Origin of the sequence: Nonlabens sp. MIC269, assembly GCF_001430865.1 — a bacterium.
Lineage (GTDB): Bacteria > Bacteroidota > Bacteroidia > Flavobacteriales > Flavobacteriaceae > Nonlabens > Nonlabens tegetincola.
Window position 1 is genome coordinate 2,454,868 of record NZ_CP011373.1, and the last position, 25,282, is coordinate 2,480,149.

25 protein-coding genes and 1 other RNA gene are annotated in these 25,282 nt (G+C 35.2%); 12 read left to right on the forward strand and 14 right to left on the reverse strand.

Features of this window, described 5'->3' with window-relative positions; all coding sequences use genetic code 11:
• Positions 1 to 5 precede the first annotated feature (5 nt).
• From AAT17_RS11105 to AAT17_RS11125, 5 genes are all read right to left on the reverse strand, one after another.
• Entirely contained in the window at positions 6 to 581 is a 576-nt protein-coding gene (locus AAT17_RS11105) for a hypothetical protein (RefSeq protein ID WP_060524381.1), read from the reverse strand.
• A gap of 50 nt (positions 582 to 631) precedes the next feature.
• Positions 632 to 787: a YqaE/Pmp3 family membrane protein gene (locus tag AAT17_RS13220; protein WP_082586957.1), complete on the reverse strand. Its 156-nt coding sequence runs from the start codon at positions 785 to 787 to the stop codon at positions 632 to 634.
• A 248-nt stretch (positions 788 to 1,035) separates the two neighbouring features.
• Positions 1,036 to 2,379 carry an adenylosuccinate lyase gene (purB, locus tag AAT17_RS11115; protein WP_157539301.1) on the reverse strand — a complete coding sequence of 448 codons (1,344 nt, stop codon included), beginning with the start codon at positions 2,377 to 2,379 and terminating at the stop codon, positions 1,036 to 1,038.
• Between the two features lie 45 nt (positions 2,380 to 2,424).
• Positions 2,425 to 2,991: a hypothetical protein gene (locus AAT17_RS11120; RefSeq protein WP_042277857.1), complete on the reverse strand. Its 567-nt coding sequence runs from the start codon at positions 2,989 to 2,991 to the stop codon at positions 2,425 to 2,427.
• Entirely contained in the window at positions 2,975 to 3,670 is a 696-nt protein-coding gene (locus AAT17_RS11125; RefSeq protein ID WP_060524387.1) for an NAD-dependent deacylase, read from the reverse strand. The genes AAT17_RS11120 and AAT17_RS11125 overlap by 17 nt, the downstream gene beginning before the upstream one ends.
• Positions 3,671 to 3,781: 111 nt before the next feature.
• Here AAT17_RS11125 and pheT point away from each other — a divergent pair, with 111 nt between their 5' ends.
• The 3 genes from pheT to AAT17_RS11140 all read left to right on the forward strand — a co-directional run bounded on the left by pheT (position 3,782) and on the right by AAT17_RS11140 (position 8,485).
• Positions 3,782 to 6,208, forward strand: coding sequence for a phenylalanine--tRNA ligase subunit beta (gene pheT / locus AAT17_RS11130; protein WP_060524388.1), 2,427 nt, complete (start codon positions 3,782 to 3,784; stop codon positions 6,206 to 6,208).
• A gap of 105 nt (positions 6,209 to 6,313) precedes the next feature.
• Positions 6,314 to 7,033, forward strand: a complete 720-nt coding sequence (locus AAT17_RS11135) for a hypothetical protein (protein ID WP_042277862.1) — start codon at positions 6,314 to 6,316, stop codon at positions 7,031 to 7,033.
• A gap of 282 nt (positions 7,034 to 7,315) precedes the next feature.
• Positions 7,316 to 8,485 (forward strand): GlmU family protein, encoded by a 1,170-nt coding sequence (locus AAT17_RS11140; RefSeq protein WP_060524390.1) that lies wholly within the window; start codon positions 7,316 to 7,318, stop codon positions 8,483 to 8,485.
• On the opposite strand, the gene AAT17_RS11145 is transcribed toward AAT17_RS11140, so the two are convergent.
• From AAT17_RS11145 to AAT17_RS11155, 3 genes are all read right to left on the reverse strand, one after another.
• Positions 8,482 to 8,859, reverse strand: a complete 378-nt coding sequence (locus tag AAT17_RS11145; protein ID WP_060524392.1) for a hypothetical protein — start codon at positions 8,857 to 8,859, stop codon at positions 8,482 to 8,484. The genes AAT17_RS11140 and AAT17_RS11145 overlap by 4 nt on opposite strands.
• 70 nt (positions 8,860 to 8,929) lie before the next feature.
• Positions 8,930 to 10,777, reverse strand: coding sequence for a hypothetical protein (locus AAT17_RS11150; RefSeq protein ID WP_060524394.1), 1,848 nt, complete (start codon positions 10,775 to 10,777; stop codon positions 8,930 to 8,932).
• Positions 10,778 to 10,928: 151 nt separating this feature from the next.
• A complete protein-coding gene (locus AAT17_RS11155) occupies positions 10,929 to 12,671 on the reverse strand; it encodes a sodium:solute symporter family protein (protein WP_060524396.1) in 1,743 nt (580 codons plus the stop codon).
• A 116-nt stretch (positions 12,672 to 12,787) separates the two neighbouring features.
• On the opposite strand from AAT17_RS11155, the gene pfkA reads away from it, so the two are divergent.
• From pfkA to AAT17_RS11170, 3 genes are all read left to right on the forward strand, one after another.
• Positions 12,788 to 13,774, forward strand: a complete 987-nt coding sequence (gene pfkA / locus AAT17_RS11160; protein ID WP_060524398.1) for a 6-phosphofructokinase — start codon at positions 12,788 to 12,790, stop codon at positions 13,772 to 13,774.
• Between the two features lie 79 nt (positions 13,775 to 13,853).
• Complete coding sequence (gene gap, locus AAT17_RS11165) at positions 13,854 to 14,858, forward strand: type I glyceraldehyde-3-phosphate dehydrogenase (protein WP_060524400.1); 1,005 nt, start codon at positions 13,854 to 13,856, stop codon at positions 14,856 to 14,858.
• A gap of 72 nt (positions 14,859 to 14,930) precedes the next feature.
• Entirely contained in the window at positions 14,931 to 15,803 is an 873-nt protein-coding gene (locus AAT17_RS11170) for a BadF/BadG/BcrA/BcrD ATPase family protein (protein ID WP_060524402.1), read from the forward strand.
• A 52-nt stretch (positions 15,804 to 15,855) separates the two neighbouring features.
• On the opposite strand, the gene AAT17_RS11175 is transcribed toward AAT17_RS11170, so the two are convergent.
• Genes AAT17_RS11175 through AAT17_RS11190 form a run of 4 tightly spaced genes read right to left on the reverse strand, consistent with a single transcriptional unit; the run spans position 15,856 to position 19,743 of the window.
• Entirely contained in the window at positions 15,856 to 16,728 is an 873-nt protein-coding gene (locus AAT17_RS11175) for a DUF6252 family protein (protein WP_042277875.1), read from the reverse strand.
• A 27-nt stretch (positions 16,729 to 16,755) separates the two neighbouring features.
• Positions 16,756 to 18,291 carry a hypothetical protein gene (locus AAT17_RS11180; protein ID WP_060524404.1) on the reverse strand — a complete coding sequence of 512 codons (1,536 nt, stop codon included), beginning with the start codon at positions 18,289 to 18,291 and terminating at the stop codon, positions 16,756 to 16,758.
• A gap of 1 nt (position 18,292) precedes the next feature.
• Positions 18,293 to 18,697: a thioesterase family protein gene (locus AAT17_RS11185; protein ID WP_235783955.1), complete on the reverse strand. Its 405-nt coding sequence runs from the start codon at positions 18,695 to 18,697 to the stop codon at positions 18,293 to 18,295.
• A complete protein-coding gene (locus AAT17_RS11190; protein ID WP_060524406.1) occupies positions 18,697 to 19,743 on the reverse strand; it encodes a glutaminyl-peptide cyclotransferase in 1,047 nt (348 codons plus the stop codon). The genes AAT17_RS11185 and AAT17_RS11190 overlap by 1 nt, the downstream gene beginning before the upstream one ends.
• Positions 19,744 to 19,829: 86 nt before the next feature.
• On the opposite strand from AAT17_RS11190, the gene ffs reads away from it, so the two are divergent.
• The 3 genes from ffs to AAT17_RS11205 all read left to right on the forward strand — a co-directional run bounded on the left by ffs (position 19,830) and on the right by AAT17_RS11205 (position 21,254).
• An RNA gene (ffs, locus tag AAT17_RS11195) (signal recognition particle sRNA small type) lies at positions 19,830 to 19,929 on the forward strand.
• A 45-nt stretch (positions 19,930 to 19,974) separates the two neighbouring features.
• On the forward strand, positions 19,975 to 20,778 hold the full coding sequence (locus AAT17_RS11200; protein ID WP_042277878.1) for an SDR family oxidoreductase: 804 nt from the start codon (positions 19,975 to 19,977) through the stop codon (positions 20,776 to 20,778).
• Positions 20,778 to 21,254, forward strand: a complete 477-nt coding sequence (locus AAT17_RS11205) for a hypothetical protein (RefSeq protein WP_060524408.1) — start codon at positions 20,778 to 20,780, stop codon at positions 21,252 to 21,254. The genes AAT17_RS11200 and AAT17_RS11205 overlap by 1 nt, the downstream gene beginning before the upstream one ends.
• Here the strand turns inward: AAT17_RS11205 and AAT17_RS11210 are convergent, their stop codons facing one another.
• The gene (locus tag AAT17_RS11210; RefSeq protein ID WP_060524410.1) at positions 21,255 to 22,133 is read right to left on the reverse strand and encodes a sterol desaturase family protein; all 879 of its coding nucleotides are present in this window, start codon (positions 22,131 to 22,133) and stop codon (positions 21,255 to 21,257) included.
• Between the two features lie 116 nt (positions 22,134 to 22,249).
• On the opposite strand from AAT17_RS11210, the gene AAT17_RS11215 reads away from it, so the two are divergent.
• Complete coding sequence (locus AAT17_RS11215; protein ID WP_060525087.1) at positions 22,250 to 23,917, forward strand: alpha-amylase family glycosyl hydrolase; 1,668 nt, start codon at positions 22,250 to 22,252, stop codon at positions 23,915 to 23,917.
• A 48-nt stretch (positions 23,918 to 23,965) separates the two neighbouring features.
• Here AAT17_RS11215 and AAT17_RS13540 read toward each other — a convergent pair whose 3' ends face one another.
• The gene (locus tag AAT17_RS13540) at positions 23,966 to 24,100 is read right to left on the reverse strand and encodes a hypothetical protein (RefSeq protein ID WP_258150540.1); all 135 of its coding nucleotides are present in this window, start codon (positions 24,098 to 24,100) and stop codon (positions 23,966 to 23,968) included.
• Between the two features lie 217 nt (positions 24,101 to 24,317).
• Here AAT17_RS13540 and AAT17_RS11220 point away from each other — a divergent pair, with 217 nt between their 5' ends.
• Entirely contained in the window at positions 24,318 to 24,809 is a 492-nt protein-coding gene (locus AAT17_RS11220; RefSeq protein ID WP_042277884.1) for a pyridoxamine 5'-phosphate oxidase family protein, read from the forward strand.
• A gap of 10 nt (positions 24,810 to 24,819) precedes the next feature.
• Positions 24,820 to 25,254 (forward strand): hemerythrin domain-containing protein, encoded by a 435-nt coding sequence (locus AAT17_RS11225; protein ID WP_042277886.1) that lies wholly within the window; start codon positions 24,820 to 24,822, stop codon positions 25,252 to 25,254.
• Positions 25,255 to 25,282 lie beyond the last annotated feature (28 nt).

Here is a 25,282-nt window from a genome sequence, read left to right on the forward strand (position 1 = left end):
TGTCTTTATTCTGAATAAATTACAGTAGCATTCTTAATAGCATCGTTAAGATTTGCTTTACTTGCTACGTATGTATTATTCTTATTAAATACTCTGTCTGGACGATCTCCAATAATTATGTATTCCACATCCATAGCTGGAGCATTGAGGTCTATTTGATCTTGTTTTCTTATAGTCTTCCCGTCTAAACTAGTTTCTGTTTTTTCTAGAGACGCAATAACATATAATTTTTTATTGGCAGCACGTACCTCTTCAATTTCTAATTCATGATCATAATCAGATACCTCTGCCTCTACAAGCAAGGTACGCTCATTCTTATCTTCACCAGGCATTTCTACGTCAATAACGGGAACTTCAACTTCTTCTTCTTCCATTACTACGACCACTTTAGGAACCTCTACCATTCTAGTTTCTGTCGTTAGATCAACATCTGCCCAGTTTACTTCATATTCTGGTAAATTTCCTGCTTCAGCTTCAACATCAACATCTACTTCGGGTAAACTTCCTTTTTCTGTCTTTTTTACATCGCAACTAGTTAATATGGATGCACTTATAAAAAATGGTATAATATATTTTTTCATGATTTTTTTTGATTTAATGTGATTATTAATTTCTGTTTTCTTAATAAAGATTATCTACTTGTTACAATAAACGCGTGTATAACTCCTGGGATAAAAAATATTAGAGTTAGTATCAGGTTGATAAGAAAATCTTTGCCAAAACCTTTGGCTAGCCCTACTCCTAATGGTGGGATAAAAATGTTTAAGATGATAGTTAAAATTGACATAGTTTTTGTTTTTGATTCAATTCTAAATTACTATCCCAATATTGATAACATTATTAAAATCTAATCAATTGAAAAACTATTAACTTATTTTGTAATAAATTAACTTAAAAATAGGTAGGGTGATTTTAATTATTAAAGTACCAATGGTATTTATATTCCAACATTGTAAAACTTTAATGAGAAATTTTCACAAAAAAACCATCTCAAGATGAGATGGTTTAATAATATGTGATTTTATATGTTACTAGTTAAATACCGGTATACGAGGATGGCGATATTCCTCTCATCTCTTCCTTAACAGATTCATCTACATTAAGCGTGTCAATAAATTGCGCAATACTCTTACCAGTTATTTTTTCATTGGTTCTAGTAAGTTCTTTTAGTGCTTCATACGGATTAGGATAGGCTTCTCTTCTTAAAATGGTTTGAATAGCTTCAGCTACTACAGCCCAATTGTTTTCAAGATCTTGTGCTATCGCCTGCTCGTTCAATAATAATTTACCTAAACCTTTTAATGTTGCCTGAAAAGCAATTAAAGTATGGGCTAGTGGCATTCCTACGTTTCTTAAAACTGTAGAGTCTGTTAAATCTCTCTGTAGTCTAGATACTGGAAGTTTTGCACTCAAATGTTCAAAAAGTGCATTAGCAATTCCTAGATTTCCTTCAGAATTTTCGAAATCAATAGGGTTTACTTTATGAGGCATGGCACTTGAACCTACTTCACCTTTTTTAATCTTTTGCTTAAAATAATCCATAGAAATGTAGGTCCAGATATCACGATCCAGATCTATTAAAATGGTATTAATTCTTTTTAAGGTATCAAAAAGTGAGGCCATATGATCGTAATGCTCTATTTGTGTAGTCGGAAAACTGTGTTTCAATCCTAATCGATTTTCTACAAAGTCTTCACCAAATTTTTGCCAATCAATGTTTGGATAAGCAATGTGATGAGCATTGTAATTTCCAGTAGCACCACCAAATTTTGCCGCGTGCTGCACATGCTCTAGCATGTTGAGTTGTTCTTCTAAACGAACTACGTACACATAAAATTCTTTACCTAATCTTGTAGGCGAGGCAGGTTGTCCATGAGTCCTTGCTAGCATTGGAATATCTTTCCACTCAATAGATAAATTATTTAATTTATCCTTAACCTCGTCTAATATAGGTAAGTAAGCATTCTCAACAGCATCTTTAATGGATAATGGAATGGCTGTATTATTTACATCTTGTGAAGTAAGACCAAAATGTATAAATTCTTTTACATCGCTTAGACCTAATCGATCAAACGCCTTTTTCAAGAAATATTCCACTGCTTTGACATCGTGGTTAGTAACCTTTTCAATGTCTTTTACTTCTTGAGCGTTTTCTTCAGTAAAGTTGCGATATAGATTTTTAAGTTCCTCTTGTGTCGCTTCATCAAGCGGCTGTAGTTGAGGTATTCCGCTTTCGCTTAAAGCGATAAAATATTCTACTTCAACTAGAACTCTATATTTAATAAGAGCATATTCTGAGAAGTAATCGGCTAGTGGTTCAACTTTTGATCGATAACGACCATCTACAGGAGAGATAGCTTGTAAAGCAGTAGGCATAATTTCTGTCTTTAAAGCACGCAAAAGTACGCTAAATTTCCGAGAGTATTAGGTGTTTATAGCATCTAATACTTTGGCAGCACTAGCACGATATCCCTTAGTTTTTGTTTGAGTAAGCAGTCTCTCAATAGTGGGAACTAATTCAGGATAAATCCATTCAAACTCCTTACCTAACTCATACAAGCTGTTTGTGGCCATTGCCATATTTGCTGTGCAATCAGTATGCGTTATCAAAGTATAGAAACAACCCGTAACAAAATGTTCACGATGCTCTTTTGTTAGTTGTTTTTGAAATGGATGTGACCTTTTAGAATAATACTTTTTAGTTATTACTGAGGCTATTTTTGATAAAGACCTCATAGCCGACGAGTTGAGCTCTTGGTTATATAAGTTTGCAATCGCATCAATGTGCTTCATAGTAGCATCTGGGAACAATAAAAAAGACTGTTCTAGGCACCAGCATGCCTGATGACTAACTTTACTGTCAACTGCGCACAATGAGATAAGCTCTGGTATACCATTTTCTTTTACAACCAGTGTTCCTATACGCACACGCTCTTTTTTGTACGCTTTTAATGCGTTTAATTCAGTCTCGAGATCAATCTTTTTTATCATGATGTAAGAACAATAATTCTTCGATTTTTCTCATTCCAGTACTTGCAACATCTTCTATTACCGTAAGGCCATTTTTTGAGGAGAGCGCAGGATTAGGATCTACTAAAAAATGCTGGCAATTAATAGGAGTGTAATCTATCAAACCAGCAGCCGGATATACTTGTAATGAAGTTCCAACTACTAAAAACAAGTCGGCTTTACTGGTGATGTCAATGGCCTTACTCATGGCAGGAACATCCTCGCCAAACCATACAATATGTGGCCTTAATTGATGACCAGCTGCACAACAATCACCTAGATGTAAATCATCCTCATGGTGTGCGATATCATCTGGATTTACCGTACTGCGTACTTTGCGTAATTCTCCATGTAAATGTAAAACGCTATTACTGCCAGCTCGTTCATGTAAATCATCTACATTTTGGGTGATTACAGTTACTTGAAAATTGCGTTCTAGCCCTGCGATAATATGATGGGCTTCATTAGGTTCAACCGTTTTTAATTGAGCTCTACGTTTATTGTAAAAGTCGAGTACCAGCTCGGGATTGCGTTCCCAGCCTTGTGGTGAAGCTACTTCCATAATATCATGTCCTTCCCACAAACCACCAGCATCTCTAAAGGTTGAAATACCACTTTCTGCACTTACTCCAGCTCCAGTTAAAACCACTAAATTTTTCACGTATTTCTTTTAGGATAAAGATATATAAAATAGTTGTTGTGGATTGTGGTGGTTACGCTTTCGCGAAAGCGACCATAGCATTATCTTTACCGACCCAAAAAAACAAAGGACATGAGAGTATCCTACAACTGGATTAAACAATTTATAAACATACCTCACGACATTGATAAACATACAGCCCTATTGACTTCACTGGGGCTTGAGGTTGAAGGCGTTGAGAAATTTGAAAGTGTAAAAGGTGGATTACAAGGCGTGGTTGTAGGTCATGTAGAAACTTGTGAAAAGCACCCAAATGCCGATAAATTAAAAATTACCACTGTCAATCTAGGTGAAAAGACGGTACAGATAGTTTGTGGAGCGCCCAATGTAGAAGCCGGTCAAAAGGTTCCTGTTGCCACAATAGGAACGGTACTTTACGATGATAAAGGTGAAGCGTGGAAGATAAAAAAAGGTAAAATACGTGGCGAGGAAAGTCACGGAATGATATGTGCCGAGGATGAATTAGGATTGGGAGAATCTCACGATGGGATCTTAGTCCTAGATGATTCTTGTGAAGTAGGAACTCCATTGAGCGAGATTTATAAAATTGAGCAAGATCATGTGATTGAGATTGGACTTACTCCTAATCGCGCAGATGCCATGTCACACATGGGTGTAGCTCGAGATTTGAGAGCTGGTCTTGCAGTAGAAACTGGTGAACTTACCGAGTTTATTACACCATCGGTAAGTAGTTTTCATGTTGATGATCGCACATTACGTATCGATGTAGAAGTTGAAAACCCTGAAAAAGCACCAAGATATTGCGGAGTGACTTTAACGGGCTTACAGGTAAAAGAATCACCAGAGTGGTTGAAAAATAGATTAAAGGCTATAGGTCTAGCACCTAAAAATAACATTGTAGATATTACCAACTATGTAATGCATGAGTTAGGGCAGCCGTTACATGCCTTTGATGCCAATAAAATTACAGGTAATAAAATAATTGTCAAAACAGTCGAAAAGGACACGCCATTTATTACTCTAGATGGAGTGGAACACAAATTACACGAGGAAGACCTTATGATTTGTGATGATCAAAAACCCTTATGCATTGCAGGAGTTTACGGTGGAGAAAACAGCGGCGTAACAGAAGGTACAACCAGTATATTTTTAGAGAGTGCTTACTTTGATCCTGTAAGCGTGCGTAAAACTGCCAAACGTCACGGGTTTAATACCGATGCTAGCTTTAGATTTGAGCGTGGTATAGATCCTAATATTACGGAATATGCTCTTAAAAGAGCGGTTACTCTTATTGAAGAATGTGCTGGTGGACACGTAAGTAGTGATATAGTAGATCATTACCCTGTAAAACTAGAAGATCATGAGGTGTACGTGACTTTTGAACAAATAAATAATTTAATAGGTCAAGAAATTCCACGCGAGGAAATTACTACAATATTAAGTTCGTTGGAGATTAACGTTAATCACGCAACCGATGCTGGTATTGGACTCACAGTTCCTGCTTATCGTAATGATGTAACTCGTCCTGCCGATGTAATAGAAGAAATACTGCGCGTTTATGGTTATGATCGCATCGAAGTAGGGACTAAACTTAATGCTACTATCGCAACCACTTCAAGAAAAGAAAACAACCGTATTCAAAATATTGCAGCACAGCAATTAGTTGGGTTAGGATTTTATGAAATGATGGCAAATTCTCTTACTGCTGAAAAATATCATCATTTAGGTGAACAAATTTCGGCTGATAACGAGGTACGCATGTTGAATCCATTAAGTAGTGATCTAGCGGTAATGCGTCAAAGTCTTATTTATGGAGGATTAGAGGCTATTGCATACAATATCAATAGAAGACAAGAAGACCTTAAATTATTTGAATTTGGAAAGTCCTATCACCAATATTCTAGTGGTCAATTTACAGAACAACAACATTTAACCCTATTCACTACGGGTAACGTACATTCAAATTCATGGATAGGTGGAGATCAACCAGCAGACTTTTTCTATTTGAAAGGTGCTGTTACGGCGGTTTTAAATCGATTGGGAATTACCACTTTAAATGAAAAAGCTACTAAACTGGAATTTCTGGGTGAAGGTATTTCACTTAATAGCGGAGCTAAAATTGCTGATCTAGGTGTGATAAGCAAGAAGTTCACCAGAGAGTTTGGCATTGATCAAACGGTGCATTACGCAAATATTTACTGGGACGAGATTATTAAATTAGTTCAAACAGAAAATAAACCGATAACATCGATACCAAAATTCCCTGTCGTGCAACGTGACTTTGCATTATTAGTTAATGATGAAGTAAGCTTTAAAGAATTACAAACGGTTGCTTTAAACGCAGAACGTAAATTGCTTAAGGAGGTTAAATTATTTGATGTATATCAAGGTAAAAATCTTCCAGCTGGCAAAAAATCATATGCCCTTAGTTTCTCATTATTAGATGAGAATAAAACCTTAACTGATAAGCAAATCGACAAGGTAATGAATAAGATACAGCAATCACTTGAAAAACAAACTGGAGCAGTTCTTAGATAAGATTTGTTTTTTTAAGTAAAGTTTTTAACTCCTTTGCGACTATGGTTGTGAAGGAGTTTTGTTTTAAATTGAAACTTCAATTCTAATTTTAAGAATTAAAAGAGTATGCTTAGTAGAACTAACATTGAGGATCAATTACGCAAGGTAAGAAATAAAGCAACCACTAGCGAAGATGTTTTAAAAGAAGTTTATGCTATTCTAGCTGAAGACAATAAACGAGAAGATGCTATTATAGCAAGGATGAAGAGTCCTCAAAAACCTACACCACGCAATCAATTTGATATTGATTTATTAGATGCTGATCGAATTTATCACGTTGACCAAATTAGAAAGATTTGTGTGGATTATAGATTACGTTTTTTAGATACAAAGTATTTTAAAAACGAGATTCCTCAAGAAGCTCTTAATGAAATCAAGCAATTAGAAAAAGACCATCAAATGACGATGAGCGGTTTTAAAATTGTCGCTCCTTCAAAACTTTTCAAGTTAGAAGATAAGGATGATCCTTTACTTTTTGCACCTATCGGTAATGGATACTTTTACCTTATTCATAAATGGGGAAATGACTTAAATCCATTTAGAAAAGCATGGGCTTGGTGTGTAAAGAGTTTTGAAAACTTAATATTGACTACATTGGTAGTAAGTGGTTTACTGGCTTACATGATTCCAAACGGTCTTTTTAGTAATGATACTACATCTGTAGAATACCTTTTAATATTCTTTTTTACATTCAAATCAGTGGCTAGTATAGTCTTGTATTATTCCTTTGCTACTGGTAAGAATTTTAATGTTGCTATATGGAATAGTAAGTATTTTAATGCTTAGTTTCTCGATATAGATTTTGTTTTTGATTCAACTGCCCTGTTACAATCAGGGCAGTTTTTTTATGCACTGTTTTACGCAATGTTTTTCTACAGTTACGTATTGGTTGTAAACTTTATGTAAGCGTTTAAAATCACTCGTTTCAATTGGCAAGTTCTTACTACTTTTAAAACAATACAGTAGCAAGGTATCGATGAATGTAGTTTTAAAAATCAAACGAAGAAGGGCTATTTTGATATGAGATTACAAAATCTTTTGCCGACCTTTGAATAATAATTGATCACTATGAATTACATCCTTGCCGACTTTAATCAGCATTTATCCTTATTACCATTTACATATACTCGACCTACATCGTTACTTAGATGTGGTATACAAACCTTACAAGAAAAATGGGAAGCGTATTTAAAAAGCTCTGTTAGTTATTATACACAGGATTATTTGCAAGAAAAATATCCTCTTGTTGAAAAGGATGATAACACGGTAATTGCAGGACACATTTTTGCCTCACAACCATTAATTGAAGCTATACAATCACTAAAACCTAATCAAAAACTGGTCGCAAATGATGAGATTATTGCTTACCGATCTTCAACTATTTCAATACCTACTATTGAATTAGAACAAGTGATTTATGCAGAAGAAGTGGATGGCTTGTATCACACTTGGGATATTTTTTCAAAAAATGGTGATCAATTAAAAGCCGACTTTAATAGAATAACTCAAAATAGAAGCTCACAACCTATTCCTGAAGGAGTTCAAACAATAGCTAGTGAAAACATTTTTATTGAAGAAGGCGCCAAATTACAATTCTGCATTCTTAATGCCACAGATGGTCCTATTTATATAGGTAAAAATGCTGAGGTTATGGAAGGTAGTATTATACGAGGTGGATTTGCATTATGTGATAATAGCTCGACAAAATTAGGAACTAAAGTATATGGTCCGACTACTGTAGGACCTCATAGTAAAATCGGTGGTGAAGTTGGTAATTCTGTATTACTTGGATATTCAAATAAAGGTCATGAAGGTTATCTGGGTAATTCTGTACTTGGAGAATGGTGTAATCTAGGTGCCGACACGAACACGAGTAATCTTAAAAACAATTACGCCGAGGTTAAATTATGGGATTATAATACAGGTAGATTTGCTAAAACTGGTTTGCAATTTTGTGGTTTAATGATGGGAGATCACAGTAAATGTGGTATTAACACCATGTTTAATACTGGTACGGTGATAGGCGTGAGTGCTAATATTTATGGAGCAGGATACCCACGTAATTTTATTCCATCATTCACATGGGGTGGACCGCAAGGAACAATGACTTACAAACCTGCTAAAGCTTATGAGGTTGCCGATGTGGTCATGAAAAGGCGTAAATTGAGTTTTAACGATGTAGAACAACGTATTTTGGATTGCGTTTTTGAAAACACAAAAAAGTACCGTAAGGATTAATTGACTCTTATATATCGTTCAATACAAGGTTCAATACATAAATAAGATACTTCTAAAAACATGCCGTTAAAACTATAAGTAGCATCACAGTCTGATGTAGTTATGGTTTTGTTGCTATCATCAAAACTACCAGTAGTTGTTGCTTGTGTGAGTGATGCAAAGCAAAATCCTTGATTACAAAATAGAACATTGTTGTTGCTAAAGGTGAGAAATTTACCTGTAGTAGGTTGAAAGGATCCGCTGCCATCTCCTGGATCAGCGTATCTTGCCACAATTTCCCATTCACCAATTACATCTGTTTCTATCTGGACCTCATCATCTTCTTGGCAAGAAAATAGCAAAGGGATGATAAATAGTATAAGTAGTTTATTCATAACCGTTATTTTTAAAATAGATGTAAAACCTTTTAATTGGTTGCGTCCAGTTTAAAAATAACGGTATATTTTAATGAATGTGAGTAGTAACAAATTCTTTAAAAACTTGCTTGTGCAGCTCTAGATCCATGCTTGCAGATAAGGAAGCTCGCACGATATAGTCTTTATCCTCTTCTTTAGTTGTTCCTTGGGTTGAAGTTGCTGGCACTGTCCAATAACAACCTTTTAATTGTCCATAGCTTACACAAAACTTACTTTCATGCGGTATTTTATTAATCATAAGGTGAATCAACTTAAGATTCAAATTACGTTTATAATTTTCACGTTCTTCAGGAGTGTTTCCTTGTGTAGGAAGATCTAAGGAAAATACTGAAGGTGTAAATCCTCGTTGTGCTAATTCTTCAGAAACAAAGTTGATTTTTGCTTCAGGAAGTGTGTCTTCTATAAAATTTACAAACTCTCTGGTATTGAGATAAGCGCCTTTAATACGATCATTCATTCCTGGTAGCTGTTCTGCCAGTAATTCATATTGCAAGTCAGTAGCCTCGTTGTCGCATAAATTAAGATGCTCACTTACCTTAAGCATTAAAGATTTTGCATTGGGATTACCTATACAATAACCAGCCGTACATTTTCCACCGCTAGGAAATTTTGATCCACTGGCATATGAAATACTACGTACATTTTCTAAGAGCTCTCCAGCTTTCATGAACTGGATGTTGGGGCAAAAAGTTTGATCAAGAATAAAAACCGGATCTACAGCAACACTTCCTGTTGGAGTTTTTCTTTCCTGTAATAACACTTTTTTGAGCGCATCAAGTTCAGGAACTTCAACTCTAGGGTTTGTAGGTATTTCTGCTATAATGTAGGGAATAGCATCTTGTTTAGCGATTTCAACAAGTACTTTTTCGGTACTATTAACCATGTCGTTTTCACCATCTACTGGTAAATCCATAATTTCAACATGGTCCAGCGTTGCTGCAACTCTTCTAGCTTGATCATTGGTACCACCGTAACAATTAGGTGGTACAACAAATTTTATGGGTTTCCCAGGATGGTTTTCATTTGCATGGTCAACTAATCCCATCATAATAGCATACTGAATAGAAAGCCCACTGGATCCTACAACAGGTGCTTCATCTATTCCTGCAACTTTTTGTATTGTTTTAAGAACTTTTTTCTTGACATCAGTATCTATCGATGGAATTGAAAGATTAGAATTATTCACTAACGATTTTAAAACTTTAAGTGAATCAGCAGGCGTCATAGCAATAGTTTCTCTGCGGCGCACGTGTTGAATATCTCCTATATAATGTTTATTAGAATCATTGTTTATACTTATAATGCTACCTAATCTTCCATGAGTAGTTATAGTAAAATCAGCAGCAGATTCTAAAGTTGTAGACAAGTTGTTGCCATCCTGTTTTATATGAACCGTACTACCAGCGTAATTGTCTAATGCTGATAAGCTTTCTATTTTAATCGCTTCAAAATTATATCCATAAACCTCTCTTATTTTTTCAAGGTCAATGAATGCTGGCAATTCCTTATTAAATACTAGTCTTGTGTTTTTATTTTCTAGTAAGTTTTTACGTAATACGGCTAGTATAGGAGCTGTACGAGAGGAAAAGGAAATAACTTGATGAGCATCAACGTCATTAATCTTTGCTAGAGTCCATTCTAGCACACAAGACAAAGGATGTCCCAGCCTTATATAATCGTAGGCTGTAGGTAATTCCTCTAATGATTTTCTTGAAGCATCTCCTTTTTCAAACAGTTGTTCAAACTGCATTAAAAACTCGGTTTTTGCAAGAGCTTCATTATATATGTCTAATCGGTGTGTAGTAGTTTTTACCCATCCTTCAGGCATGTTTACCAATACCTTTTGAATAAAGGAAAATATAGATTCTTTCTGCATTGTTTATCGTTTCTCGTGCAAATTTAGTTTTTAAAAAATCGTTCAAAAAGCCTTTAACAGGAAGTTTGGATAGCTATTTTATCAAGTTTTATGAAATGCAATTGAGGTTGTAATAAGTACGCTTTCGCGAAAGCGTGATACTCACCACGCCTTAAAACAATTTTTTTCTCATTAAAATAATACCCAATGTACAGGTGATAAAGATTAATAGTAATATTAATCCAATTACGGTCTCACCATAAAGTAGTTTTCCTGTGGCAAATAGTAAACTATATACACCTGTTATTCCGAGAAGAAAACCTAAAGTTTTAGCAGGGAAATTATGGAATTTTGATTCTTTGCCATAGATGAGGTTATTAAACCTATTTAAGGTTTCGCTGTCACTTTTTTCAGTCAAGAACGTAACCGTTAACCATGAAATAGATGTTATTAAAACATTGATGCAAATCATTTTCCAGCTAGCGAGTTCTCCAAATATTTGATATTGTAATGATGTGAGGTCACTGTTGTTTAAGAAAAATACTAACGCCACTAGGAAGGAAATGGTCATTGCTGTTATCTCTGACCACGGATTTATCCTGTACCAAAACCACCTAAGAATAAATAGTAATCCAGATCCAGCACCTATTTGAATGATAAGATCAAATGCAAATTTTGCTTCTTCCAAAACAAAGGAAAGCAATGCGGCTAATAACATCATTACTAGCATGGAAACTCTACCTACAATAACTTTTTCTTTTTCAGTAGCTTCTGGATATAAAAACCTAGCATAAAAATCATTGACAACATAGCTTGAACCCCAATTCAAATGAGTAGAAATGGTGCTCATAAATGCTGCGATTAACGAGGTAACAACTAGCCCAAGTAAACCAGCAGGCAAATAAGTAAGCATAGCTGGATAACTGAGGTCATCCTTTATGAATGAAGGATCTAGATTAGGAAATGCAAGTGATAGTGATTCGAGATTAGGATAAATAATTAGAGAAGCTAGTCCTATAATAATCCATGGCCACGGTCTCAATGCATAATGTGCTAGATTAAAAAATAGAACAGCCCATGTAGCGTTTTTTTCATCTTTTGCGGCAAGCATGCGCTGCGCTATATAGCCTCCACCACCAGGTTCTGCGCCTGGATACCAAGTGCTCCACCATTGAACAGCGATAGGAATAAGAAAAATACCCATCACCATATCAGTATTAGAAAAATCGGGTATCAAGTCTAGTTTATCTTGGACGTTAGGATGAGCAATTAAGTTTTTCATACCATTTATTTCAGGTAAATCTAGAATATACCATGTAGCCCATATCGAACCTACCATTGCTATAATAAACTGTATGAAATCTGTTATTAATACACCTTTTAATCCTCCTAAAAGCGAATAGGCAACTGTAACTACACAAGCGTATACTAGAGTTGTGGTAGCATCAAAACCAAACATAACGTGCCCAATTTTTATAGCAGCGAGGCATACGGTAGCCATTATAATGATATTAAAAACTACACCTAAGTATAACGCTCTAAAACCTCTAAGGAAAGCAGCGCTTTTACCGCTGTACCTTAACTCATAAAATTCTAAATCGGTGGTAATACCACTGCGACGCCATAAACGCGCATAAAAGAATACAGTAAGCATCCCAGTTAGTAAAAAAGCCCACCACACCCAGTTACCCGAAACACCATCGGTACGAACTAATCCTGCTACTAAATTTGGAGTGTCGGCAGCAAAGGTGGTGGCAACCATAGAAAATCCTAGTAACCACCACGGCATATTTCTACTGGATAAAAAGAAGGAAGAACTGTCTTTTCCACTACTTTTTGAGACCCAAATTCCTACTAAAAGTGAGATTAAAAAGAAGCTGATTATGAGCGTAAAGTCTATGAATTCCAGTTTCATGTAAAAAAGTTATTAACGATAACGTTTGAATTTTCTCTAAACGCTAAATATAGATTAATAGCGGTCATTTTTTTAGGAAAAGTTAATAGATTAGCTTGGTTTTTATTAAAAACGTAATGAACAAAAGCTTTAAAAAAATAGGTGTAATGACCTCTGGAGGTGATTCTCCAGGAATGAATGCAGCAATAAGAGCGGTGGTTCGAACATGTGCCTACCATCAAGTACAGTGTTTGGGTATATACCGTGGATATCAAGGACTTATTGAAGGTGATTTCAAGGAAATGACACCACGTAGTGTCAATAACATTATAAATAAAGGAGGAACGGTTCTTAAAAGTGCACGTTCACAAGAGTTTCGCACTGTAGAAGGTCGTAAGAAAGCTTATGAACAAGTTAAAGCATCGGGAATGGAAGCTCTTGTGGTCATAGGTGGTGATGGTTCATTTACTGGTGGTATGGTTTTTAACGAGGAGTTTCACTTTCCAGTAATGGGAATACCTGGAACTATTGATAATGATATATACGGTACTCAATTTACTTTAGGATATGATACCGCATTGAACACAGTTGTTGATGCTATTGATAAAATTAGAGATACAGCGAGTTCACATAACAGGTTATTCTTTGTTGAGGTCATGGGTCGTGATGTGGGACATATTGCACTAAATGCTGGGATAGGAGCAGGAGCTGAAGAGATCCTTATTCCTGAAGAAGATATGGGTAAGGATAGGCTTGTAGAAAGTTTAAAACGCAGTCGTAAAAATGGAAAATCATCAAGTATAGTTGTAGTAGCCGAAGGAGATACGACAGGTGAGAATGTTTTTGACCTAAAAGATTATGTACTTCAAAATATGCCAGAATATGAGGTAAGAGTATCTGTGCTAGGACACATGCAACGTGGTGGAACACCATCGTGTTTTGACCGTGTTTTAGCTAGCCGTATGGGTGTTAAAGCTGTGGAGAGTTTACTGGAAGGTAAGACTAATTACATGGTAGGAATTCAAAACAATAAAATGGCCTTATGTCCACTAGATAAAGCCGTTAAAGGAAAAACAGAAATTGACACAGAATTACTTAGAGTAAGTGATATAGTGACAATATAACATGCTTTTTTAGATGTTTATTATCTATGGAAAAGCACTAACAATTTAATATTTCAAAACAACATTTAATTACAATAAAATGAGTAAAAAATTAAGATTAGGAATAAACGGTTTTGGTAGAATAGGTCGAATCGTTTTTAGAGCAACTTTAAAAAGAGAAAATGTAGAAGTAGTTGCTATCAATGACCTTGTTCCAGTAGAACAATTAGCTTATTTATTAGAATATGACTCAGTACATGGTCGTTATGGCGGTACTATCGAAATAAAGGATGGAAATTTAATCGTAGATGGTGTAGAGGTAAGAGTAACTAGTGAAAGAGATCCTAAAAACCTTGCATGGAACAATGTTAACGTTGATGTAGTGGCAGATTGTACAGGTATTTTTACCGACCTAGATACAGCACAAGCTCATATCGATGCTGGTGCAAAAAAAGTGGTAATATCTGCACCATCAAAGACTGCACCTATGTTTGTAATGGGTGTAAATGACGATAAACTTACTGCCGATCATCAAATCGTTTCCAACGCTTCATGTACAACAAACTGTTTGGCACCTATGGCAAAAATCCTTGATGACAATTTTGGTATTGAAGAGGCGCTTATGACTACTGTTCATGCAACAACTGCAACACAAACCACTGTTGACGGACCTAGCAAAAAGAACTATAGATTGGGGCGTAGTGCTATGAATAACATTATTCCAACTTCTACAGGAGCGGCAGTTGCTGTTACTAAAGTAATCCCAGAACTTAAAGGTAAGCTTACTGGTATGGCATTTAGAGTACCTACTGTAGACGTATCGGTTGTTGATTTAACAGTAAAACTAAGTAAGGAGACTAGTTTAGAGGAAATTAATTCCGCTTTCGCGAAAGCGGCACAAAACGAATACAAAGGGATAGTAGGTTATACCGATGAGGCTGTAGTTTCTCAGGATTTTGTAAGTGATGACCGCACTAGTATTTATGATTCTACTGCAGGAATCGAACTTAATTCAACATTTTTCAAGTTGGTGAGTTGGTACGATAACGAGTTTGGTTACTCAAACAAATTGGTAGACCTAGCTGAAAAGGTAAATTCATTATAATGATTAAGAGAAAACGGCTGCACAACTATTTGATTGCGGCCGTTTTTTGTTTTACCCTTAAAACTAACCCTTATGATACTTATCACCGATAGTGGTTCTACAAAATGTGATTGGATAGCTCTTGATAATGATGGAAATCAATTATTCAAGTCTAGGACAAAAGGTATGAATCCGGCTATTCTAACTCTGGAACAACTAGAAGATCGCATAAATGAATCAAGTGATCTCATCGCTTCCAAAGAAAAGGTTGAAAAAATCTTTTTCTACGGTGCTGGTTGTGGTACCGAAAAGCCTAGATTGGCGCTTCAAAATTTACTGGAAAATTATTTTCAACAAGCAAATGAGGTTGTTGTTAAAGAAGATACTGCAGCTGCCGTATATGCCGCAGTAGGAGACAGGCCAGGTATTGTTTGTATTTTAGGAACTGGATCTAATTGCTGTTTTAGCGATGGTACTCATATTGAACAACGCGTAGTTTCATTAGGCTATACCTTAATGGATGATGCAAGTGGTAACTGGTATGGTAAGCAGTTGCTTAAAGATTACAATTACGGTAAAATGCCAGGAGTATTGATGGAACGATTTGCGGCAGAATATAATACAGATCCGGATTACATTAAGTACAATTTGTATAAACTACCAAATCCTAATGCCTATCTAGCAAAGCACGCTGAGTTTATTTTTAAAAATCTAGAAGAACGATATATTAAAAAATTGTTGCGTAAAGGATTACGTAAGTTCTCACGCAATATGATTTTACAATTCCAAGAAGAATTAAAACAGTATAAAGTTCATTTTGTAGGAAGTATTGCTCATTTTGCTGAAAAGAGAATCAAGCAAGTTGCAAATGAGTTTGATTATGAAGTGGGTAACATTGTGCGCAGGCCAATTGAAGGTTTAGTGGATTATCACATTGCCAAAATCAAACAACAACAAAATGTATAAAAAAAAAACCGAGCCTCGAGCTCGGTTTTTTTATACTGTTAATTCTTATAAATTAATTATAGTCGTAGATAAATGTTCCAGCGGTTATGACAATAACATTAGCAGGATTTCCATCTTCGGCTACAGTGAATTCAAATGTACCTTCAAATATTAGGTTAGAAGAACTAGTAATCACTAATTCACCACTCATTGGTACAGAGGTGTAATCAACTCCGTTAGTGTCGGTGTAACGACCAATATAAGTACCTCCTAAACCTTCTATATCATAAGTACCAGGAGTAATATTCAATGGAAATTGAATGTTGATTTGTTCATTTAAGCTATTACTGAAAGCAATACTTAGTTGATTATTGATTTCAGCTGAAGCAAAAACGTCGGCTACAAATTGATTACCGTCTAATAGAGCTTCACATTCATCAAAAGAGGTTGTGATGTCGTATGTAATGTTTTGAAAAACACCATTTGTAATTATTACATCGGGATCTACTCCTGCAATATCCGACATGACACCTTCAAATGTACCGTTTGCAATTTGATTTGTAGTATCATACGAAGTGATTGTTACAGTACCACTCGTTGGAACGTAGAGGCTGTTAGGGCCAGAAGAATAGAGTATAAGCGCACCAGTATTTGTGTTATTTGCGTCCACATTAAAGGAGCCAACAGCAGGATTAAATACTTGAATGGCTAGAGTAGGATTTCCCAAAGTACCTACGGTAAAACCATCTTCAGTTTCCTCAGCTTCGACTGTACTTGAATAGTCATTGAATTGACCATCAATTTCTGCGGTGAAAACGGCATTTAAGTTACCACCACCATTATTACCACCGTTTGGATTTAATCCTGGATCCAGTGGTTCTATATCTGTAGTACATGCTACAACAGAAAGAATTAAAATTAAAAAAGGTAAAGTTCTCTTTAACATATCGATTTTTTTAGTTGTTTTTAGTTGTTAATTATTAAGATCTTGACTTTCAAATGCACCAGCATCAGGATTGCTTCCTCGCGTAATGTTTAGAATGTCAGTGTTACTAGCTGTAGTTGGATTGGCAATGCCATTAGCACCAGATGAATTGTCAATTCTCATCAAAAATCTAGCAGGATTTTCAAATTCCGGATCGATGTTCAGAATGTTGTTCTCGTAAAGTAATGGGTTGTTAAAATCGTAATTAGGATTACCATCTAAATCATTAAATAGATCATTGATTCTTAACAAGCTATGGTTAAAATTAAAATTGAACAAACTATTTTCAGTATCAGCTAGGGCAATCTCAATATTCCTATCTCCATATACAATACAATTAGAAAACGTAGCTTCTATAAGATCTTCACTTAATTCAGAATTAGGAAAGCCGTTTGTTATTAATAATGTTGCATCCTGTCTGAAGCTATTACGCCAGTAATTTGAGATGGTACAATTATTAAAGTTGTAAGAACCACCTAGTCTTGCTATCACGGTACTTTGACCACTGTTATGAAAAATACTATTCGAGCAATCAACATCGGCAGTGGTGGCGATTAAAGCGCTGTTTGAACTGTTTAAAATCTGACTGTTGTTTATTTTTAAGGTAGCACCTGTAGAATTTGGGTTAGAATTATCCATCAAAATCCCTACACTGGCATTTTTGATGGTCACATGATTGAATTCATGATCTAAGCTACCTTGAGTAAGCCAAATTGTTCCCCATTGACCAGGTAAGTCTGCAAATGATGGTTCAAGTCTATCACCTTCAATTATAATTTCGTTTTCTAGATCTTCTGTTGAGGAGAAATCTCCCAAAGCTTTTACGGTGGCTTCATTAGTGGCTATTATCCCACTATTAGCGTGAAAATGAAGTCTTGCCCCAGGTTGAATAGTCATTGTCCTATTATTAGGGATTGCTGCATAACCATATATTACATAAGGTTTTTCATTTGTAAAATTGAGTTGACTGTCATCTAGAACAAAACCTTGAATTCTAATTTCCTCACCATCCTGTGTAGTTCCTAGTGGTAATGTTCCTATCACTCCATCGGCATCACGTTCAGGAAATAAGAAGATAGCATCTTGTATAAGAGTTACTAATTCTACTTTTTGTTGTAAGGTGCCACTATCAAATTCAATTTGATCTTCATAAACAAATTGAGTGTCGTTTGTAAAATCAGTAATATCTACAGTTGTTTCAATAAAAACAAATAAGGAATCCTTTGCTAGTAATTCGACATTTTCAAACACTTGACCAGGTATTCCATCAACGTTTAATCGGTATTTTGAATTAGTACCATTTGCTAGTGCTACTCTAGGAATGACTATGTTGTCTGAACTTCTATTGTAAACTTTGAGTGTTCTAGTGCTGCTACCAATTGTAGAAAATACAGTATCTAGGAACACAGTATCTTGAGAAAATTCTAGATTTCCTGTACTAGGTTCAAACGAAAAATCATCCCTGCACGAGGTTCCTGTGATCAATAAAATTAGAATTCCTAAGACGCCTAAAAAGTACTTCATACTATTTCACTTCAAATAAATCTCTAATTTCTTGAGAGATCTTAATAATTTTTCCATCAGGGTTTACAGCGCACCAATCTGTTTTTGAGCTTGCTAGTAATTGATTACTATCTGCATTGTAAATATTTACCAAACGTTCATATCTCACATTTGTTGCTCGTCCTACCTGAGTCTTAATAATAATTCGGTCACCGATAACCGCTTGACTTTTATAGTTGATGGTATGCTTTACTAAAAACCATAATACCTCTTTTTGTTGCTTTTGGTTGGACTTTGAAAACCAATGCTCCAGTGCGATATCATTAACCCATTGCACATAGATTACATTATTTACATGTCCATTTTGATCTATATGTTCGTCCGTTACAAAAAGCTCTTTGGAGTAGATAGGAAGTTCCTCTTTCACTATTGTAATTCAATTTCAAAAAGAGTGTTCCATCTTTTTCCTGTTACATAGAACTTACCAGTTTCATTACGGTAAGCGATTCCATTAAGTACGTTATTGTCTTTATCCCAATTAGGTATCTCATCTCGTAAATCCTTAACATTAATAAATGATTCTACAGCACCATTTTCTGGATTTACAACCATGATTAAATCATTTTGATACACATTGCAATAAATTTTACCATTTACAAATTCCAATTCATTGATCTTATCAATGCGTCGATCATTACTAGTAACTTCAATGTACCCTAACTCTTCATAAGTGTTTGGATCTATCCTCCAAATTTTGGCACTACCATCACTTTTCAGTAAATGTTTACCATCGTTAGTAAGACCCCAGCCTTCTTTACTCTCGTTGTATCTAAATTCATCTAATTTGTTCAAGTTAAGATCATAAACGTATCCTTTGTTACTGCGCCAGGTAAGTTGATAAATTTTATCGTTTAATATGGTCATACCTTCTGCAAATTCATTGGCAGGTAATTCGATTTTTTTAATTACCTCACCAGTAGTTGGATTGGTGATTCTTAAATCACTCTCACGATATTGTCCAGTACTTTCATATAAACTATCTCCATAAAACTCTAGACCTTGTGTATAAGCTTCAGTCAAATGAGGAAACCTATTAGTCACCACAGTTTTAATCATATTAGGCTGTTTGTTGGAATACTGAGTAACCTGTGTTGTGGCAGCCGTTATTTTCCCGTCTTTATAAATACGAGCTTTATAGGTAATATTACCTAAAGGTTCGTTAGCCAGCTTTCGCGAAAGCGTACTACCCGAAACCTCTTTTAAAAGTTGAGCATTGCGGTACCATTTTATACTGTCCATACCTATACCAGCGTCATCGATAAGGCTAATTTTTATTTCATCATTCTGTGTATATACCGATTTTGGGTTGGAAATTTCTAAACTGTAGTTTGAAGAGAATTTTTCCAGTTCAGTCTTACATCCTGATAATGAGAGTGCTATTGTCGCAATTATAGCGATCGATTTTAATTTCATAGTACAACTTAAAATTCAGTCGAAATATACTCATAAAAATACAGTTAATCCTTTGTGACAGTCATACAAGATTATATATTTGCACCGGGCAAGTCCTACACAACCAGCTCCTGCTGAACTCCTCCAGGGCGGGAACGCAGCAAAGGTAAGCGGTCGTAGCGGTGTGATGTAGGTAGCTTGCCTTTTTTTGTACACTTCATTGAAATTTAACTACCTGATATTAAGACTAATATGAATAAAGTGGTTCTTGTTACTGGCGCTTCATCTGGTATTGGTAAATCCATAGCTACACATCTTTCATCACTAGATTACAAGGTGTATGGTACAAGTAGAAATCCTAATAAGTATTCTAATTTACCTTTTGAATTAGTCGCACTTGATGTTCATGATTTAGAATCGGCGCACAACTGTGTTGCGTCTATTTTACAAAAAGAAACTACCATTGACGTTTTAATTAATAATGCAGGTGTTGGTATTACTGGACCAATTGAGGAAACTCCGATTGATGAGGTAAAACATGCTATGGAAACTAATTTTTATGGTCCTCTTAGGGTGTTAAAAGCTGTTTTACCAATAATGCGTAAACAAAAAAGGGGACAAGTTATAAATATTACTAGTATCGCTGGATACATGGGATTACCTTATCGAGGGATTTACAGTGCTTCAAAAGGAGCGCTAGAAATAGCGACTGAAGCATATCGTATGGAGTGTGCTCACCTCAATATTCATTTTAGTAACCTAGCACCTGGAGATTTTGCTACAAATATCGCAGCAGGTAGGTACCACGCACCCGTTGTTGCCGGAAGTGATTATGAAAAAGGTTATTCGCACACCTTAAAGCTCATAGATGAACATGTGGATGATGGTAATGATCCAATGGAGGTTGCATATACAGTAGAAAAAATATTAAAAGCAAAGAATCCCGGAATTCACTATAAAGTAGGTAGCTTTTTACAAAAGTTCTCCATCGTTCTCAAAAAAATCCTACCTGAAAAAATGTATGAGAACATGCTTAAAAAACACTATGGTTTATAATGCATAATTTTAAAACAAGTTGGCTTTTTCCACCTGTTACAAGAATTTTAAGTGGATTATTTATCATAATTGGTTTGGTAGGGATTACTTCAAATGTTGTAGTTGGAATTTGTATCACACTTGTTGGTTTTGCTATATTACTTTCACGTAAAGGCGTTTTATTAGACAAGAATCAAAATCGATTAAAATCATACACTCAAGTATTATTTATCAAATTTGGAACATGGGAAACATTAAGCCCATACACGGATATATCGGTACTTTCCTTTACAGAAAAAACGACCTTGACAAGTAGATCAATGGTTACTAGCAGTTCCAAAAAACAAGTTTTTAGAATTTGCTTACTCACTGAAAATCATTATCAAAGATTATTACTATTACAACTTGAAGATGAACAAGCAGCACAATACGAGGCTGAAAAACTAGCAGATCTTTTTGGCTTTAAAAAACGAATATTTAGTCCAGGAAGAATCTAATTAGGATTGATTTTTATCAAATCCTTTTATGGTTTGTTTAATAAAGTCATCAGGATAATTCTCATCACCTTCAAATCCCAATTCTAAATAAGGATCATTGTAGGGTTGATGAGCCGTTTTAAATAAATAATCCCATATACTTAAGGATAGACCAAAATTAACACCATAAGGATGTTCTTTAGGAAGCTTTTTTGCATGATGCCATAAATGCATCTTGGGATTGTTAAAAACATATTTTAATGGTCCATAATCCCAGTTTAAGTTAGCATGATTTAAATGACCTATTAAAATCGCAATCATGTGTACCACAAAAAACTCTTGTATTCCAAATCCTATTATTGCCAGTGGTATATACTGCAAGCTCTTATATATTATAGTTTCCATAAAATGGAATCTAAATTGAGCGGCAAAACCCATTTCCTTAACACTATGATGCACCTTATGAAAACGCCACAAAACAGGCACTCTGTGAAGTAGCCTATGAATATTCCATTGGATAAAGTCTGCTATTATGAACATCGTTAGCAACTGTGCCCATACTGGCCAGGATTGTATTTCAATAGCTACTAGATTGGTAATGCCTATACCTCGCAATCCATCATTAAACAGCGTCACAAAAACATCACTGACTGCGTTATAGCCTATAAGTGAAAACAAAAAGAAATTAAATAGTAAGTAAAAAAGATCCAACCAAAAGTCCTTGCGAACTACCGACTGCTTTTTTCTCCATGGAATAATAATTTCCAAGACATAAACAATCATGGATAGTAATAACAATCCATAAAAATAACTACCCCATTCAGGGTGTGTAACCTCATGAATTAAATAATTAAAATAGCCTTTAAAACTATTTATAAAAACGTCTACATATTTATTCATAAATCGATTACAAAGATATTGTCCTTAGATCACAAACTACAACGTTGTATTATTTATAAATCTGATAACATTATAAAAAACAATTGTGAATGTATTTTAGTACACAAATTTATTTCATGAAACATATCTATTTACTTTTCTTTTTGCTAATTGCATTGGTTATAACATCATGTAATTCAAAAGATAATGCCGATGTTGCCGTTCCAGAAAAGGTGTTTGATTGGTCAAGCGCACATGTTTATTTCTTACTTACAGATAGATTCAAAAACGGTGATACCACTAATGACACTATTATAAATAGAGACTTAGAGACAGGAAAACTTAGAGATTTTAGAGGTGGTGACTTTGCAGGGATTATACAAAAACTAGATGAAGGTTACTTCTCTGATTTAGGAGTAAATGCTATATGGCTTACACCTATTTGGGAACAAATTCATGGCAGCGTTGATGAAGGGACAGGAAATACTTATGCTTTTCATGGATATTGGGCAAAGGATTGGACAGCTATTGAACCCAGCTATGGAACTTACGAGGAATTTAAAACCATAGTTCAAAAAGCTCACGATCAGGATATAAGAGTTTTACTAGATGTGGTTATTAACCACACAGGTCCTGTAACCGAGTTAGATCCCGTTTGGCCATCAGATTGGGTGCGAACTACACCTACCTGTACCTATCAAGATCAAGCGACAGCTGTTGACTGTACACTAACTAACAATTTACCAGATATTTTAACGAATAGTAGTAAAGAAGTCGAATTACCAGAAATCTTAATTCAGAAATGGAAAAAAGAAGGTAGATACGATCAAGAAATACAAGAAATCGATGCCTTCTTTGAGGAAACAGGTTTACCACGTACACCTTCTAATTATCTTATTAAATGGGTTACTGATTATGCACGTGAAACAGGTGTAGATGGATTTAGAGTAGATACAGTTAAACATGTTGAAGAAGATGTATGGCAAACCTTTATTGATCAATCCAAAAAGGCATTTGAAAAATGGAAGTCCAACCATCCTGAATTAATGATTCATGACGATGAGTTTTTCGTTTTAGGTGAGTTATATGGTTGGGAAGTAGCAGGTGGTAGACCTTTTCCATTCAGTGACGAGAATCAAGTAGATTATTTCGATTATGGTTATGACGGCATGATCAATTTTGGTTTCAAAAGACATGCACAGGCTAGTTATGAAGAATTATTTAGTAAGTATGATGGCTTTCGCGAAAGCTTACTAAACGAAGATCCAAATGATAAAGCTTACTTCATGAACTACATAAGCAGTCATGATGATGGGCAACCATTTGATCCTAGAAGAGAAAAAAGGTATGAAGCAGCTACAAAGCTACTACTAGCTCCAGGAATGGCACAAACCTACTACGGTGATGAAACTGCAAGACAATTGATAGTTGACGGAGCTTTGGGTGATGCTAATCTACGTTCTATGATGAATTGGAATGCTATCGACAACAATTTGTTGTCTCATTATCAAAAGTTAGGAACATTTAGATCTAATCATCCTGCAGTAGGAGCCGGAAAACATTTTAAACTAGAACACGATGGACAAGGCGTGTTGTTCGCCCGTTTTTACAATAAAAATGGAGTCGTTGACGACGTACTAGTAGGAACTGGTTTAACTAACGGTCCAACTACTATCGAAGTTAAAAAAGTATTCCCTAATGCCACTGAAATTAGAGATGCTTATTCCGATAAAATACTTTCTGTAGAAGATGGAATGGTCTCCATACAAGTGGTTAACAACACAATCCTATTAGAGTCCTTTTAAGTTTTACTATACTACAGAATAAAAAAAAACGGCTGGGAAACCAGCCGTTTAAAGTTTACTTTGATACCTTGTATCAAATAGCTCTTGAGGTTCAACTTTGGGCTTTTCCTTAGTTGAATTGTCATCAGTCATTACCTTTCTTTTGTAATCACTATAACCATTGGTTAGATAGTACTCTTTCATTGTTTGCTTTTTTTTCAAATTTAATATGCAAGCACAGTTTTTTGTCTTAACGAATTGTTATTTAATGATTACTAAATGAAGGAGTTAAACTTAAAATCTTCATAATAAAATTAAGTTCTGAAAACTTGTAACAATCAGTCTTAAATTCTGTTAATTCATATTTCATTAATACGCTTGCCCTTTTAAGTTCAATAGCTTTAAAAGAAAAACAAGCAACATGAATTTAACCCAACGAGAAGCAAGAGAAAAGTACCTAGAATTAACCAGAGAAATTCAAACTGGAATCCTACAAACCGCACTTGATAAATTTCCTATTCACTCAATTCCCATGACCTTAAAAAGGGTAGAGGACGATGGAACAATTTTATTCTTTAGTAAAAAGGATAGTGAGCACAATCAGAATATTCAAATTGATGCAGAATCTCAAATTGTGTTTTCAGATCCTTCAAGCCATCAATTCCTAATTGTATATGGAGAAACGATAATTTCTCATGACAGAGAATTGATTAAAGAGTTGTACTCAAATATTGATAATAATTGGTTCGAAAATGAAGAGGATACTTCCATTACTATTTTAAAATTTCAACCATTTGAAGGTCAGTATTGGGATACTAAAAGCAACGCACTTAGTAATATGATTAAGCTAGGTTTTACAGCCTTAACCGGTACACCTACTGATATAGGAACAAAAGGAAAATTAACTCTATAACCAAAATACTATGAACATCTTTGAAGCCATAAGAGAAGACCATGAGAAACAACGTGATTATTGTAAGAAGTTACTAGACACCTCTGGTGATAGTGAATTTAGAAGAAACATTTGGGAAGAGCTTAAAAAAGAGCTCCAAATCCATGCCGACGCAGAGGAGAAGTACTTTTACGTTCCTTTATTTAAGGATGACCTTACACAAGATAAAGCAAGACACAGCGTCGCCGAACATCATGAAATTGATGAATTAATAGAAAAATTGAATGACACAGACTTTGATAGTAGCGCATGGCTGGCACACATGAAAAACCTAGCCGATAAAGTCATACATCACCTTGATGAAGAAGAGCACGAGGTTTTTCAACTTGCAGGAAAATCACTTTCTGAAAATCAAAAGAAAAGCCTAGCGTCAGACTATAAGGACGCTATGCAAAGCAATAGGTAAATACAAAAACGTCACCATAAAGCTATGG

Bases quoted from the DNA above. Each gene is read 5' to 3' on its own strand.
- AAT17_RS11155 (WP_060524396.1), bottom strand. From the start codon at position 12,671: ATGAAACTGGAATTCATAGACTTTACGCTCATAATCAGCTTCTTTTTA.
- AAT17_RS13220 (WP_082586957.1), bottom strand. From the start codon at position 787: ATGTCAATTTTAACTATCATCTTAAACATTTTTATCCCACCATTAGGA.
- gap (WP_060524400.1), top strand. From the start codon at position 13,854: ATGAGTAAAAAATTAAGATTAGGAATAAACGGTTTTGGTAGAATAGGT.
- AAT17_RS11145 (WP_060524392.1), bottom strand. From the start codon at position 8,859: ATGAATAAACTACTTATACTATTTATCATCCCTTTGCTATTTTCTTGC.
- AAT17_RS11105 (WP_060524381.1), bottom strand. From the start codon at position 581: ATGAAAAAATATATTATACCATTTTTTATAAGTGCATCCATATTAACT.
- AAT17_RS11135 (WP_042277862.1), top strand. From the start codon at position 6,314: ATGCTTAGTAGAACTAACATTGAGGATCAATTACGCAAGGTAAGAAAT.
- pheT (WP_060524388.1), top strand. From the start codon at position 3,782: ATGAGAGTATCCTACAACTGGATTAAACAATTTATAAACATACCTCAC.
- AAT17_RS11140 (WP_060524390.1), top strand. From the start codon at position 7,316: ATGAATTACATCCTTGCCGACTTTAATCAGCATTTATCCTTATTACCA.
- pfkA (WP_060524398.1), top strand. From the start codon at position 12,788: ATGAACAAAAGCTTTAAAAAAATAGGTGTAATGACCTCTGGAGGTGAT.
- AAT17_RS11220 (WP_042277884.1), top strand. From the start codon at position 24,318: ATGAATTTAACCCAACGAGAAGCAAGAGAAAAGTACCTAGAATTAACC.
- AAT17_RS11150 (WP_060524394.1), bottom strand. From the start codon at position 10,777: ATGCAGAAAGAATCTATATTTTCCTTTATTCAAAAGGTATTGGTAAAC.
- AAT17_RS11210 (WP_060524410.1), bottom strand. From the start codon at position 22,133: ATGAATAAATATGTAGACGTTTTTATAAATAGTTTTAAAGGCTATTTT.
- AAT17_RS11225 (WP_042277886.1), top strand. From the start codon at position 24,820: ATGAACATCTTTGAAGCCATAAGAGAAGACCATGAGAAACAACGTGAT.
- AAT17_RS11215 (WP_060525087.1), top strand. From the start codon at position 22,250: ATGAAACATATCTATTTACTTTTCTTTTTGCTAATTGCATTGGTTATA.
- AAT17_RS11190 (WP_060524406.1), bottom strand. From the start codon at position 19,743: ATGAAATTAAAATCGATCGCTATAATTGCGACAATAGCACTCTCATTA.
- AAT17_RS13540 (WP_258150540.1), bottom strand. From the start codon at position 24,100: ATGAAAGAGTACTATCTAACCAATGGTTATAGTGATTACAAAAGAAAG.
- AAT17_RS11175 (WP_042277875.1), bottom strand. From the start codon at position 16,728: ATGTTAAAGAGAACTTTACCTTTTTTAATTTTAATTCTTTCTGTTGTA.
- AAT17_RS11205 (WP_060524408.1), top strand. From the start codon at position 20,778: ATGCATAATTTTAAAACAAGTTGGCTTTTTCCACCTGTTACAAGAATT.
- AAT17_RS11200 (WP_042277878.1), top strand. From the start codon at position 19,975: ATGAATAAAGTGGTTCTTGTTACTGGCGCTTCATCTGGTATTGGTAAA.
- AAT17_RS11180 (WP_060524404.1), bottom strand. From the start codon at position 18,291: ATGAAGTACTTTTTAGGCGTCTTAGGAATTCTAATTTTATTGATCACA.
- AAT17_RS11120 (WP_042277857.1), bottom strand. From the start codon at position 2,991: ATGATAAAAAAGATTGATCTCGAGACTGAATTAAACGCATTAAAAGCG.
- AAT17_RS11170 (WP_060524402.1), top strand. From the start codon at position 14,931: ATGATACTTATCACCGATAGTGGTTCTACAAAATGTGATTGGATAGCT.